The sequence below is a fragment of the Atopobium sp. BS2 genome (assembly GCF_000565075.1).
GTDB lineage: Bacteria > Actinomycetota > Coriobacteriia > Coriobacteriales > Atopobiaceae > Lancefieldella.
Genome location: NZ_JDFG01000042.1, coordinates 1 through 14,062, shown reverse-complemented (window position 1 = coordinate 14,062; position 14,062 = coordinate 1). Strand labels below are relative to the sequence as shown.

10 protein-coding genes and 1 pseudogene are annotated in these 14,062 nt (G+C 54.7%); 5 read left to right on the top strand and 6 right to left on the bottom strand.

The window, feature by feature from the left end; all coding sequences use genetic code 11:
• Nucleotides 1–559 precede the first annotated feature (559 nt).
• Both HMPREF1492_RS05870 and HMPREF1492_RS05865 read left to right on the top strand, forming a co-directional pair.
• A complete protein-coding gene (locus tag HMPREF1492_RS05870; RefSeq protein WP_035436925.1) occupies nucleotides 560–1,513 on the top strand; it encodes an Abi family protein in 954 nt (317 codons plus the stop codon).
• 494 nt (nucleotides 1,514–2,007) lie between these two features.
• A complete protein-coding gene (locus HMPREF1492_RS05865; RefSeq protein ID WP_035436922.1) occupies nucleotides 2,008–2,427 on the top strand; it encodes a YjdF family protein in 420 nt (139 codons plus the stop codon).
• Between the two features lie 363 nt (nucleotides 2,428–2,790).
• Here the strand turns inward: HMPREF1492_RS05865 and HMPREF1492_RS05860 are convergent, their stop codons facing one another.
• The 5 genes and pseudogenes from HMPREF1492_RS05860 to HMPREF1492_RS07645 all read right to left on the bottom strand — a co-directional run bounded on the left by HMPREF1492_RS05860 (nucleotide 2,791) and on the right by HMPREF1492_RS07645 (nucleotide 6,207).
• Complete coding sequence (locus HMPREF1492_RS05860; protein ID WP_051479428.1) at nucleotides 2,791–4,464, bottom strand: ATP-dependent nuclease; 1,674 nt, start codon at nucleotides 4,462–4,464, stop codon at nucleotides 2,791–2,793.
• Nucleotides 4,439–4,594: a hypothetical protein gene (locus HMPREF1492_RS07650; RefSeq protein WP_156924109.1), complete on the bottom strand. Its 156-nt coding sequence runs from the start codon at nucleotides 4,592–4,594 to the stop codon at nucleotides 4,439–4,441. Before HMPREF1492_RS07650 ends, HMPREF1492_RS05860 begins: the two co-directional genes overlap by 26 nt.
• 6 nt (nucleotides 4,595–4,600) lie before the next feature.
• Nucleotides 4,601–4,735, bottom strand: a complete 135-nt coding sequence (locus tag HMPREF1492_RS07830; protein WP_286128150.1) for a hypothetical protein — start codon at nucleotides 4,733–4,735, stop codon at nucleotides 4,601–4,603.
• A gap of 41 nt (nucleotides 4,736–4,776) precedes the next feature.
• Nucleotides 4,777–4,974, bottom strand: a pseudogene (locus HMPREF1492_RS07885) (helix-turn-helix domain-containing protein); the annotation flags it as partial.
• Between the two features lie 1,065 nt (nucleotides 4,975–6,039).
• Complete coding sequence (locus tag HMPREF1492_RS07645; RefSeq protein ID WP_157966984.1) at nucleotides 6,040–6,207, bottom strand: hypothetical protein; 168 nt, start codon at nucleotides 6,205–6,207, stop codon at nucleotides 6,040–6,042.
• Between the two features lie 837 nt (nucleotides 6,208–7,044).
• Between HMPREF1492_RS07645 and HMPREF1492_RS05850 the strand changes: the two genes are divergently transcribed.
• Both HMPREF1492_RS05850 and abc-f read left to right on the top strand, forming a co-directional pair.
• Nucleotides 7,045–8,331: an MFS transporter gene (locus HMPREF1492_RS05850; RefSeq protein ID WP_051479427.1), complete on the top strand. Its 1,287-nt coding sequence runs from the start codon at nucleotides 7,045–7,047 to the stop codon at nucleotides 8,329–8,331.
• 261 nt (nucleotides 8,332–8,592) lie between these two features.
• Complete coding sequence (abc-f, locus tag HMPREF1492_RS05845; RefSeq protein ID WP_005987409.1) at nucleotides 8,593–10,062, top strand: ribosomal protection-like ABC-F family protein; 1,470 nt, start codon at nucleotides 8,593–8,595, stop codon at nucleotides 10,060–10,062.
• Between the two features lie 205 nt (nucleotides 10,063–10,267).
• Here abc-f and guaA read toward each other — a convergent pair whose 3' ends face one another.
• A complete protein-coding gene (gene guaA / locus HMPREF1492_RS05840) occupies nucleotides 10,268–11,857 on the bottom strand; it encodes a glutamine-hydrolyzing GMP synthase (RefSeq protein ID WP_035436920.1) in 1,590 nt (529 codons plus the stop codon).
• A 384-nt stretch (nucleotides 11,858–12,241) separates the two neighbouring features.
• Here guaA and HMPREF1492_RS05835 point away from each other — a divergent pair, with 384 nt between their 5' ends.
• Nucleotides 12,242–13,930, top strand: a complete 1,689-nt coding sequence (locus tag HMPREF1492_RS05835; RefSeq protein ID WP_051479426.1) for an LCP family protein — start codon at nucleotides 12,242–12,244, stop codon at nucleotides 13,928–13,930.
• Nucleotides 13,931–14,062: the final 132 nt, after the last annotated feature.

The following is a 14,062-nucleotide window of genomic DNA, read 5'->3' as shown; positions in this document are numbered from 1 at the left end:
TGGGTTGGAAGTGCCCTTGGGAAGTCTACCATCACCAAACGTTGCACTTGCTTTGACAATTCAAGCCTCTAAAATCTTTTCGCGAAGTTCTATTCCCACTCGGTGGCAGCGTTTCTGCCGTCTTGTCATTCCAGTTGCGCCCAGTTTTCAGTGCCGTCTCTAGCCGAGTGCCGCCAGGTGACGCCATGTCGCGTTTCGTCGGCCCCGGGGACAAAAGCTGGGACAACTTCAAAAACTATTTTCAAACTCAGGGCCTTGAGTTTTTGTTTTTGTCCCAAGGGGCACGGCGGACAGCCTTTAGAGGTTCGATATCGACGAAAACGCCCGTTTTGAAACTCAAACGCCCTTTAGTCTGCAAGCCGCCAGCTGCAATCGCAAGTGAATTAACGCGGGTGGCTTGCGCACCGCTCGCAAAACCCCAGGTCGCAGGTCTTCGCCATTCGTGAACAAAGTGAGTAGTCTCAGGTGGCTTGCTTATGAGTTGGCGAACGGGCCTTCAGGATTCAGGGCAAACATGCTGGTAGAATAGGATTCTCAAATCAATGACAGGAGATTGACGATGGCAGACGGCCAAAACAGGAAGCCCATCCTCACAATAGAGCAGCAAATCATGCACCTGAAGCAGAGGGGAGTCTCCTTCGAGCTGTGCGCCGAAGCGGAAGCCGCACGCATCCTGACCGGCCAAGACCACTATTTCAGACTCGCTGCCTACCGCGTGCTGTTCCCCAAACGCGTGGGCGGGCCGCGAGACGGCCAATACGCCGGGCTCGACTTCGGGCACCTTGTCGACCTCGCCGCCATCGATCGCGAGCTTCGCGGCTTCCTGCTGCCCCTGACTCTCGATGTGGAGAACTCCGCGAAGACCAGACTAATCGAGCGCATTACCGAGAAGCCAGGCGAGGACGGCTACTCGATCCTTTCCGACTACCTCGCCGCCCTCAACCACGGCGACCGCAACCGCAGGGAAGGCGAGCTCAGGCGTCTGCAGAACGATGCCTACCTGGGACCGCTCGTCTCGAGGTACCCGATTGGCGAGATGCCGGCGTGGGTGTTTCTTGAACTTTCGTCCTTCGGCGCCTTCGCCGACTTTTACCTCTTCTGCGCCAATCGGTGGGGCGATTCCGGGATGAGGGACGAACACTACATGCTCAGGCGCGCGAACTCGCTGCGAAACGCCGCAGCGCATTCGAGCGCCATCGTGAACGGGCTTGGCTTTCCGTTGAGCGCACCGCAGCTGAGGTACCCGGCACCGTTGGCCGCGGCTCTCGGCGAAATCGGCATGTCCAAGCGCCTCAGGCGCTCGAAGATGCGCAATCCGCGCATCCTGCAGATGGCCGTTCTAGCTTACGCCTACTCTAGATTCGTTCCCAGGGAGAAAGCGGAGGGAACCCCCGAGAGGCTACTCGCACTTGCCGATAGATCCAAGCTTCACGGCGACTGGTACGCGAGTAACACCGTAATAACCTCGTCGCACGACTTCATCGCGAGGGTCTTCAAGGCTTGGCTCGGGTAGCCCCTCTTTCCAACAGCGCGGGTATCGCCGTTCACGATCAATGCGTGTGCACCCAAAACCCGCGGGATTGACAATGGGGCGTTTAGCTGCATAATAGTTACTAGTTAGAAACCCTCGGGTTTGCGGGGCGGGATCGTGAAAGCGATTCTGCCCTATTTTTTCCTCCGTCTGCTCCAAATCAAGTAGTTCGAAGATAGCCTGTAGGTGTCCTCATGGGCGCCTTTTATTTTCAGGGAATCAGTCGTGAACTAATGAACGCGGCCATCGGCCGCTTCATGAACGAGTGACCGGCTTGACCTAGATCGAACCGCCTTCATCTCCGTCTAGGCGCCGGCAATCAACACCGTAAATCCGCGCGTGCTACAATGCGGACATCAGAGACGAAAACACAGTCCCCGTCGGGTAGTCGTGGGCGTGCGGGAGTCCGCATCAGTAACCTGCCTCCTTGGTTGTCCCTTCTCTGCATGGTCATCTACATAAAGGAGGAACCAACCGTGCAGATCAGCGTGTCGTCCACCCTGACCGTATATCACGACGGCCAATTCTGGGTCGGGCTGGCGGAGCACGTCGGGGGCGGAAGGTACGGCGTCGCCCGCATCGTCTTCGGCGCGGAGCCGTCCGATGAGGAGATCCTGCGATTCGTTACAAGCGAATGGGAGAAGCTCTCGTTCTTCGGCGACGAGGCCGCTGAAACAAGCAAGCCCGCGAAGAACCCCAAGCGGCGCGCCCGTGAGGCGGCGAAAGCCCTCAAGCGGCCAGCGGTGAGCACCAAGGCGCAGCAGGCTCTCGCGGCACAGCGGGAAGCGATGAAGCGGAAGTCGGTTCAAGCAAGAAGCCAGCGCCGCGCGGATGAGGCGGAGGCGCGCTTCGAGCAGAGAAATCTGAAGCGCAAGCAGAAGCATCGCGGGCATTGATCGGCGATAGGTCTTGGCGTGAACAGGGCTACGTCCCCTGTTCACGCCAAGGTTCGATTGGTTTCATGCTTGCATTGTCGCAAAGTTCGCAACAATGCAAGCATGGATATCTCACGGGGCGCGAAGCTGCAAAGGTTGCCTGCAGGTTGCCAAATGAAAAGTCCCTGGCCCGTTGGTACAGGTCAGGGAATCGGAAACGCTATATATCGCTTACTCCCACTCGGATTCCTATTTTTGCATCGTCGTTAATCGTGGTTTCGTCTGGTTGTGTGTCGTGGGCACAGTAGACACTAGTGTTCGGAAACCCGAGTACTCAAACGATACTCATTGTGTTAGTTATTCAAGGCGTTCGGACGTTTTGCGCTAAAAAGGGATATCCGAGTAGGCCCAAGAAGGTCCTGCCGCCTGATTGGCGGGAGCCAAGCCTTGCGGTGCTGCTGCAATAGGGCAATTAAGAGCGGTGACCAAATCGTTCACAAATGGAGGTACTAGGCCAGACAACTCCGCAACGAAGCGTGCAACGGCAGGCTTTCCACTGATTCGGTAATATGTCTTCGCGCTTGTTTCGTACGTTTCGTAATCGGGGATTTCGTTCATTGTCGTTGTTTCGAAATCTTTTGAGAAGTAGGCATAGTTGCCGCCAACTTCGAAAGAAGAAGTGCCAAGATTCATGGAACTGATTCCCAAGAGCCCAGCAAGCTCTTTGTTGTTGCATTTCGATTCATCGCCGTCAAACAAGCAGAAGCAATCAATTCTGAAGGCGGTGAATAGTCGGTAGAGGGAGGGGATATTGCCCTTTCCTCCGCAGCCGATAATTTCCAGGCCAGCGGCAGACGGTGAAAAGCCAGCTCTCTTGAAATAAATTGGGAGTGCTTGCGTTTCGGTAGGACCTTCAACAAGAAGAATCTTGCTAGCGAAGAATCCTTTAGTAATCTCAGAATTGAGTTTTGCTTGATAGAAGCGAGAAATACCGATTTCGGACACTTTGCTGCTTGGAACACCCATCGCTACACACTGGTCAACCAGGTCTTGAGGAGACAATTGGACAACATCGGTAATACCCCGATTATCTTTCCAGACTCTAACTGCTCCCTCCAAGTTGCCCGGATCGATAAAGTCAGCTGAATGGGTCGAAATGATGACCTGGATGCCGCCATCACAAAGATCATAAATGTACTCTTTAAGCCAACGTTGCGCCAAGGGATGCAGGTGAGCCTCGGGCTCTTCGAGTGCTAGAACTATCGAGTCAGAACCAAACGTCTGCATGAATGCCTTAGCAAACGCCATGAGCAAAACTTGTTGTTCGCCAGTACCGAACTCCTCGAAAGCGCGAACGTCATTTCCTTCTTTAGCCAGTATTCTCATCGCGTTGGCATAGTTATTTGGATCATAAGCGGAGAAGTCCACCTCGAGCTTGTGTATAAATCCCTGGACAGAATCTTGCACTGTCGCAGCGAAATGGCCAGCAAAGGAGGCATACTCCGGGATGCCTTCAAACACATCTTTTATTTGCTGAAAGGCATTATCCAGGGAATCCTTGTCATTCTCGTTGAGCGCAGAATGAACGGCATGGGAAAACTTGCTCAACAGGGTGTATTTACTTGAGTAGCTGAGTTGATAGGCGATGCTTCTTTCGGCATCAACGAGATACGCCTGGATTGCACTTCTGTCCGCATTGGAGATGTATAGCTTCTTCTCGTGGGAGTCGCAATAAGTATTTTCGGATGCTTCTTTGCAATACTTTACGTAGCACTCGCAATACTCATTACCATTTCGGTCTCTATGATATGGGGCATCAAAATGACACCCAATCCAGGCATTAGGATACTTTGCTTTATCGCGCATGAAGAAATCACTATCTTGCATCTCGATATATGGTGCAAAACGCTCTCCGAGTATGCGAGAGATGGCGGAAATGATGTTTGATTTACCAGCGTTGTTCGGCCCGAACAGGACCAGGGGCTTTCCTTCGGGAATGGTTAAATCAATGTGCTCGATAGAACGGTACTGGTCAATTACGATCCTTGTCGCCTTCAAAACTATCCCTACTTTCCAGTCCAAGGACTCTTGCCGTCAGGGTATTCACCCAATAGCCAGGGTCATAGGCTTGCTTCCAATCCTCGTATTCCTCACGGGTGATTTCCTTAACATCAAGCTTCTTCTTCATCTTGTTTCAGTCCCTAAGGAAGCCGTCGAAGTTCATGCCAGCAATCATAAAGCCGCCGGTGATGGCAGGACGATCGTTGATCTCGGTGATGGCGTAGCCATACAGCTCGTCGTTCTCCAGCAGGGCATAGAAGAACTCCATCGAAGGACCGAACTCCGGTGCGGATAGGTATCCCGACCTGACCCCAGCGCCATCGCAATACGCTCCAGGACTTCCTTCTTGGGTTTACGATCGCCCAACTCATAGCTGCGCATTGCGCTCTCACTGATGCCGCTGAGCTCCGCGAGCTGCTTCTGGGTGAGCTGCCTTTTCTCTCTGAGCCTCTTGATTTTGTAGGAGCAAAGCGTTGTCAAGCCGCCCTTGCGCTTTCCACCAAACATTTTTCGACCTGACGTAACGGATTCCATCTAGTGCGGCTGAAGCGCTGTCCAAATGCTAACACCTCACGAATTCGTCAGCAATTCCCGTAATTTCAATCGCCTTAGCCGAACCCGATTGCTTCCGTTTTCCCTGAAATGGCAAGAATCTTAACTCCCCATTAACCACCTGGGGAAACGCCGTACGGAGACCGTAAAAATGCCCGTTAAGTTTGATTTGAGTTTCACGAACCCCGAAACGGCCCCTTTTCGCCCTTGGGGACAAAAACCGCGCGTCCACTCACTTGGGATAAATCTTTACTCCCGTTCCCCCGAATACCGCCCAGTGCTTTGCCGTCTTGAAACACGGGGAGTAAATGGCAAAACTGCAGGTGAAAGGGAGTAAAACGGCAAAGAAAAAGCCTCCGTCCCAGCACGGGAACGGAGGCTTGATCATCGAGTTTACTCACCGCCGTCGCTGGAGGCTTTGCCGTGATTGACATATGAAACGAAACTCAACGGCACAGTGCGGCACTCAAAATCGCAGGTCAGAATCCTATCAGCCTACTCCCACTCGGTGGTTATAGTTTTGCCGTCTCGTCACTCCAGTTGCACCCAGTTTTCGGCGGCATCTCGAAGTGAGTGCCGCTGAATGACGCGACGTCGCGTTTCATCGGCTTCGGGGACAAAAGCTGGGACAACTTCAAAAACCATTTTCAAACTCAGAGTATTGAGTTTTTATTTTTGTCCCAAGGGGCACGGAGAGCCGCCTTTGGAGGCTCGATATCGCCGAAAAACGCCCGTTTTGAAACTCAACCGCCTTTGAGCCTGCAAACCACCAGCTTCAACAGTAAGTGAGTCGACGCGGGTGGCTTACGAGCCGTTCACAAAACCGCAGGCCACAGGTCTTTGTCAACGATAAGCAAAGTGAATAGTCTCAGGTGGCTTGCCCATGAGTTGGCGTAAGCCTGTTTAGCAAAAGGCTAATCGGACACGACAGGCCGCCCGCATGGCGACGGCGTTTCCCGTGCGGGCACAAACAGCCCTGCGTGCCCTGTCGCGCGATATCCCAATGCGACGTTCAGAACCCTACCCGCCAAGCAGCCACCTCGCGAAATTCAGCACGAGCACGCCCTCCCGGGTATGGGGCTCATGCCTCGTGCGAGTGATGAGAATCTTCGGGAATGCATCCCCGATGGATAGAATCGGCGCAATCTCCCTCTCGAGCGTCGAATCGGCGCCGATATCGTCGCTCACATACACTTTCCTTCCCGGTTTCGAAACTTGGAAGGCAGTATGCGCAAGGATGCGTCGAGGTGCGATCCCAGTCGTACCATGCCAGCAGAGATGTCGAGGCACATTCGTTCATGCTGCAATGCGGGCATCGGAGATGAAAAACAGCCCGTCGGGTAGTCATGGGCGTGCGGGAGCCCGCATCAGTAACCTGCCTCCTCGGTTGTCCCTTCTTTGCATGGTCGTCTACATAAAGGAGGAACCAGCCATGCAGATCAGCATGCTTGCCCTTCTTGGGTCACGGACCGGGGAGGCGAGGGCCTCCGTCGGGACCGCCCCGAGCAACCGGCATATCCAAGGAATGACAAGGCTCGATCGCTGTGCTGGTCAGGATGCCGAAGCGGGCCGTCCGCCAATCGGAATGCGGGTCAGGATGCTGCAACGTGATTCCAGCTGCAGGATACGGCTCCTTTGCGGTTGCCGCAAAACCTGCTGGCAACATTCTTACTATCCGAATGATGTACGCATCCCTTGGGATCGTTTCGCCTGACCAGGGCCATCTTCAGCGCCTCATCGGCCAGCTCGGCAGGCGCCTCTTCCACGCGTAATAGCCCTGGCGGGTCACCTATGCAACCAAAGATACAAAAGGAATCGAATGGCCAGAGAGGATTGCCCTTTCCGATGGTCGATTCTTGACAGGCAAACTCAAGCCTCGTTAATATTACATGGTTTGCCAGACCGAATTAACAAAGGAGGGGTGTCGTGGTTGGTCTTTTCCGCACGTGGATGAGCGCCTAGAAAGCGGCGCTGTTGTGGCGTCGCGTTGTTTTTCTGCACGCCATTTCACGATTGGACATAACCATGATATTTGAAACCTCTCGGCGCAGGTCTGTTTCGCTGTGCCATTCATGGCAATTTAAGATTTGTTTCGTATGGGGCGGGGAGCTCGTGTCGACATTGACGAGCTTGATTCTCCAAATGGGTCTCATTTGGCATATCGCCCTCACGACAGAATCATCTTCCCTCCTCTCCCTGGCATCGTTAGCAGGCTTTCTGCCGATTGCTTTGTTCGGAGTCCTTGCGGGCGCCGTTGTCGACAGGCTGCCTTTGAAACGTGTTCTCATCGGCGCCGACCTCTTCGTTGCCGCGGTGGGCGCCGCCTTGGCGATTGCCTCGTTGGCCGGCAGCTTACCTGCGTGGTCAATACTCATCGCCCTGTTTCTCCGCGCAGCTGGCACTTCGTTCTACACGCCGGCCTCCCAATCCCTCACGCCCCATCTCGCCCCGCCAGAGCATCTCGTTCGCCTATCGGGAGTGATGCAGGCGATTCAGTCCGCCGGATACATTCTTGGCGCCGCGCTCGCGGCAGTGATTTATCCTGTGGCGGGCATTACCGCCATGATTGCCCTCGACGTGCTGGGGGCGCTTTTCGCTTCTCTAGCTGTCCTCGCCGCTCAGATAGACGCAGGAGGACTCGACGAAGCCGACCGCAGCTCGTCCTTTTCCAATAAAGTTCGAGAACTTTTCTCTGAGATTTCGGACGGCTACAAGCTGATCAGGGGATACAGGGGGCTGTTCGCCCTTCTTTGGTGCGGGTTCGTCTTCGCTTTCGCGTTCTCCCCACTCGCGGCATTGTTCCCAATAATGACCTTGGGACATTTTGGCGGTAGCACGGGGGATGCTGCTTTGGTGGAGGTCCTTTTCTCCGCAGGCATGCTGGCTGGGTCCGGCATTTTGGCGGCCACGGGAGGGTTCCGCAATAGGTCGCTCACCATGGTCGCCGCGATCGCCGGCTTCGGCGTCGTCGCAATCGCATCCGGATTGATCGGCCCGTCGCTGTTCGCCGTTTTCCTACCGGCGAGCTTTCTTATGGGCGCATGCTCCCCGTTGTACGCGGGAACCCAGACTGCCCTTATGCAGGAGCAGATACCTCCTGAGTACCTAGGCCGCGTTTTCGGCCTCTACGGAACCATCATGGCGTGGGCCATGCCCATGGGCCTCGCGGCCCCCTCCGTTTTTGCGGATCTGCTTGGAGCTCCGTTATGGTTCGTCGGCTCTGGAGCGACCATGGTACTGCTTGCGATGGCTATGCTGCTTGCTCCGAGCGTCCGAAACGTGGGGAAAAGAGATACCGGGCGGATTCAATAGCCCAAGTATTCGAAAAAAAGAGGCGGCAGCCATCGGTTCACGCGTCAGCCTTCAAGCCCTTGCGACGACGAGGTATTGCGCCGACATCCCACATCGCGCTCCTTATTCGTCGCCAACTATCATTTTCGGATTTGCCGGCTTGCGCAAGGTCAAAACGCTCGCGCCGGCAATTGGGCAAAGGCGAAAAATCGACGTGAGCAATCTTTTTTGGCATGGCTGCGCTTCCAGTAAAAGGCTAATACACAAAAGGCGGTTCAACCTATGGAACTCATAGTCAAAGCTAAAGACATCTTTTTGGAATATGCCGGCCGCGATATCCTGGATATCGAAGAGTTGGAAATCTACTCCTACGATCGCATCGGCTTGGTGGGAGACAATGGCGCAGGCAAAACCAGCCTGCTTAAAATTCTGAGCGGCAATCTTACCATTGCGGACGCCGACGTCAGGCGCTTCGGCAGCATTGCCCTCATCGGCCAACTCGATGAACTCGACCTTGATGCGGCTCAGGACAGTGGTGAGATGCTCTCCCGTCTCAACGTCGCCGGAGTGGCGCAGGAGACGATGAGCGGCGGGGAGGAAACACGCGCCAAGATTGCCTCTGCACTCTCCCAGCATGCAAGCGCGATCTTCGCCGACGAGCCTACGAGCCACCTCGACCAAGACGGCATCCGCCTTCTCGTCGGACAACTCAAGGCATTTGATGGGGCTCTGCTCATCGTGAGCCATGACCGTCATTTTCTCGACCAGGTGGTAGACAAGATCTGGGAGCTCAAAGACGGCGGTATTTCCGAATTCTGGGGTGACTACTCCGACTATCTGCGACAGAAAGAAGAAGAGCGCAAAGCTCAGGCGACTCGATACGAAGAGGCGATGCGCGAGCGCGATCGCCTCGAAGCCGCCATCGAAAAACAACGGAAAAAAGCACGGCAGGTCGACGCCAAGCGGAAGGCTGCGAAAAAAAGCAACGAGTATGCAGGTCGATTGGGGCATCAGAAAGCAACCGGCACCAAACAGAAGAGGATGTACCAGGCGGCTAAGGACATGGAGAAGCGCCTCGAAGCGCTCGAAGGGATTGAGGCCCCAGATAGCATTCGCGCCGTGCGGTTCCGCCAGAGCAAGGCCCTGGAACTGCATAGTAAATTTCCCATCTCGGCAGACGATTTCAGCTTGAGCTTCGGCAACTGCATGCTCTATGACCACGCGAAATTCGAGATACCGCTCGGTGCCAAAGTGGCCATCACCGGTGGCAACGGTACAGGAAAGACCAGCCTGCTGAAGGCAATCGCTCGACGCGCCGACGGTATCAACATCTCTCCCAAGGCAGAGATCGGTTACTTCGAGCAAACAGGCTACAAGTTCGACGCCCGTCAGTCTGCGATCTCGTTCATGCAGGATGGTTGCGAGTACAGCATGACCGAAATTCGAGGCATCCTCGCCTCTATGGGAATCGGACCGCGCGACCTGACAAAGGACGTTGGCGTTCTCTCGGGAGGCGAAGTCATCAAGCTGCTACTCGCGAAGATGCTGCTGGGCAGATACAACATCTTGCTCATGGACGAGCCTGGAAATTACCTGGACATCAAGAGCGCCGAAGCCCTCGAGCAGATGATGAGCGCCTATGCCGGAACGATAGTGTTCGTCTCCCACGATAAGAGGCTGGTCGAGAACGTCGCAGACATTGTCTACGAAATAAAGGACACCAAGCTAGTCAAAATCTTTCAGCGCGAATAGCCCTAAATGAGCAAGAAATAATCCCCGAACGGAGACAAGGGAGTAAAACGGCAAAGAAAGAGCCTCCGTCCCAACGCAGGGAACGGAGGCTCTTTAATCGCTTTTACTCATCTCCGTCGCTGGTGGCTTTGTCATGACTCTCGTACGAAACGAAACTCAGCGGCATAGTGCGGCACTCAAAATCGCAGGTCAGAACCCTGTCGTCCTACTCCCACTCAATGGTCGCAGGTGGCTTTGGAGTGATGTCATAAGCCACGCGGTTAACGCCGGCAACTTCGCTGACAATCCTAGAAGAAATGCGAGTCAGCAGCTCGTAAGGAAGCTTTGCCCAGTCAGCGGTCATAGCGTCGCTGGACTCAACGGCGCGCAGGATAACTGGACGAGCATACGTGCGCTCGTCACCCATTACACCAACGGATTTAATGTCGGGTAGCACAGCAAAGTACTGCCAAACACTGTGCTCGGAGTTACGATCGCCTGTCTCGTCAAAAAGCTGGGCGTTGTAGGCGTCAATCTCTTCACGGACAATAGCGTCAGCGTTGCGAAGAATCTCCAGCTTTTCTGGGGTAACGTCGCCAATGATGCGGATAGCAAGGCCAGGACCTGGGAATGGCTGCCTGTAGACAAGGTTCTCTGGCAGACCAAGAGAAACGCCCAACGCGCGGACCTCGTCCTTGAAGAAGTGATCCAGAGGCTCAATCAGGTCAAAGTGAACGCCTTCTGGGAATGGAATCAGGTTATGGTGGCTCTTGATGGTTGCAGCCTTGCCGCCGGTCTTACGAGCACCCGACTCAATAATGTCAGGGTAGATAGTGCCCTGTGCCAGGAACTGAACGCCGTCCAGCTTCTGGGCCTCGTCAAAGAAGACCTTCCAGAACTCGGTACCAATAAGGCGACGCTTCATCTCTGGCTCGGTAACGCCAGCCAGAAGCTTAGCGTAGCGCTCCTCTGCGTGAACGTGAATCAGAGGCACGTTGAACTGCTTGCGGAAAACCTGTTCAACCATCTCTGGCTCGCCCTTACGGAGCATGCCATGATTCACAAACACGCAGGTAAGCTGATCACCGATAGCACGGTGAACAAGAGCTGCGACAACAGAAGAGTCAACGCCGCCGGAAAGCGCCAAAATAACGCGGCCGTTACCAACCTTCTGGCAAATCTCCTCTACCTTCTGCTCAATGATGTTGTCCATGGTCCAAGTCTTCTCAAAACCGCAGATCTTGAACAGGAAGTTAGAAAGCATCTGAGAACCACACTCGGTGTGGTTAACCTCTGGATGGAACTGAGTGGAATACAGGTTCTTAGCAGCGTTTTCCATAGCAGCAATAGGGCAAACATCAGTAGAAGCGGTAACGGTAAAGCCCTCTGGGACCTCAGACACTGCATCGCGGTGGCTCATCCAAACGGTCTGCTGCTCAGCAGTGCCGTCAAAGATGCGGCTCTCCCCCGCGCGGGTTAGATGAGCTGGGCCATACTCGCCCTTCTCGGTATGTCCAACGGTGCCACCAAGGGTAACCGCCATAATCTGCTGTCCATAGCAGAAACCAAAGACAGGAAGGCCAAGCTCCAGAATCTCTGGGTCAATCTTTGGCGCATCCTGCGCGTAAACAGAAGCAGGGCCGCCGGACAAAATGAGTGCAGATGGATTGAGCTCACGAAGCTCATCTGCAGAAATATCACAAGGAACAATCTCGGAGTAGACGTTAAGATCGCGAACGCGACGTGCAATTAACTGGCCGTACTGGGCACCAAAGTCTAGAACTGCAACAAACTGCTTGGGCCTGGACTCGCTCATGCATGACTCCGCTTCTCCGGTTTCCCGGTCATTCTTAGATTCTGCACCGGCGCGCACTACTGCACGTATGGGCACATATCTCTACCACGAATTTATTACTATTAATAATACCTTCAACCAGCCATTAACATCACGAGAGATTGCGCGCGCCAAAAAGTCTTCTTATTCTGTGCAAACAAAAAATACTCGTATTTCCTTGGCGAGAAACCCGTCTAGTTTGTGAGGCTCCACGGGGTTTCTCGCACACGTCCCCGCTTCACACGTTGAAGCGGGGATTTTTGTGGCAGGTTTGTTTCCTTACAGCACGAAATCGCAAAATTGCGTATAGTAGATGTTTGACAAAACGCATTGGGCAAAACACAGATTAAACACAAAGGAGCCCCAATGGCCAGAAGGTCACATTCATCTCAGAATCGCGGTCACAACAGCCGTGATAGGTACGAAGATACCCCTGAGTACGATACAGGGGACTTCGCACAGGACGATTATGACGCTTATAATCAGGGCGCATATCAGCCTCGCACGCTGGGCAGCGTTCGAAGCGCAGGTGCAAGTTCTGCACGCAACAATCACGAATCCCACGGCTCCAGGTTTACGCGCGAGCCTTTGATTGGCCAGACCAATGTCGGCGACGAGTGGCCTGAAGAAGCCCCAGCTCAGCAGCAAAAACACACCCACTTTGCTGCACATCGAGCGGGTGCCGTCAGCCATGCGCCTTCTCGCGCCGAAGGCGTGGGCGCATATTCCAAGAAGCGCCAAGGTTCTTCTCGCGGTCGTGGTCTGAAGATCTTTGCGGGCATTCTGGGCACGTTGCTGCTGGTAGCAGGCGTAGCATTTGCGTGGTGGATGCTGGATACCAACTCAAAACTTCGCCAGGGCTTGGATGCAAACCTGCAGGCCACGCTGGTACAGGTTGCACCGTCTGACCCGTTCTACATGCTGCTTCTGGGCGTGGATAAGGACGAGGGTCGCGCAGAGAACTGGGGTGATTCCGACGCAAACTTCCGCGCCGACACTATCATTCTGGCTCGCGTGGACCCCAAAAACAAGAAGATTACTCTGATTTCCATCCCCCGAGACACTATGGTTGACCTGGGAGAACACGGAAAGCAGAAGATCAACTCCGCATACAGCTATGGCGGCGCATCCGGAATGGTCGAGGCCGTTTCCAAGCTGGCAAACGTCAACATCTCGCACTATGCCGAGGTAGACTTTGAGTCGTTCACCAAGATTGTGGACTCTATTGGCGGCATTACGGTCAACCTGCCCGTTGCTGTTTCTGACATGCAGTACTCAGGTATCGACCTTCCCGCTGGCGAGCAACAGCTCAACGGCCAGCAAGCGCTCGGCCTTTCTCGCAGCCGCCACGCATACGACAACTACGGCGCCGGCGACTTCTACCGCGCGGCTAACCAGCGCATGATTTTGACGGCCATTGCCAAGAAAGTCCTGCAGCTGGACCCCGTTTCTATGTCCGGTGCCGTGTCTACCATGGCCGAGAGCGTGACTACTGACTTCAACGTTACCGATATTGTGGGACTGGCCATGTCGTTCAGGGGCATGGATACATCCAAGGATATGTATTCCGCACGTACGCCGACGACGTCCGAGCTCATTGATGATGTGTGGTATGAGATTGTCGATAAGAGCGCGTGGAAGACCATGATGGATCGCGTAAACCAGGCGCTGCCTCCACTGGAGGATGCAAGTGCTGACGAAACCACAGGCGTTGTGGGTACCGTTGGAGGAGACCCTTCAGCTATCGACAGCATCAAGCCGGACTACACCGGAGAAGTTGCCGTGCTCAATGGTACCGACGTTCAAGGGCTTGCAGCTCAGAAGGCTGGCATCCTGAAGACTAAGGGTTACACCGCTTACGCCGACAGCTCTCTGGAGCATCCAACCGACTCGATTATCATCTACGACGGCACGCGTACGGGCCTGGCAAAGGCCGTTGGCGTTGCAAAAGCACTGGACATCCCTACCGCCAACATCAAGGCAAACGACGGCTCCTACCCGACTGACGTGGACATCACCGTAGTCCTGGGCACCGATCAGGCCCCAAAGCGCTAGCAGTTCGCGCGGCGACCCGCGGCGGCGACACGCGGCGATACGCAGCTTGCGGCCTGCGACCCGCTACGGCATGCGCCACACAGCGCGCTACCCCACCCCACACAAAAACGGGCGAGAAGATCGATCTTCTCG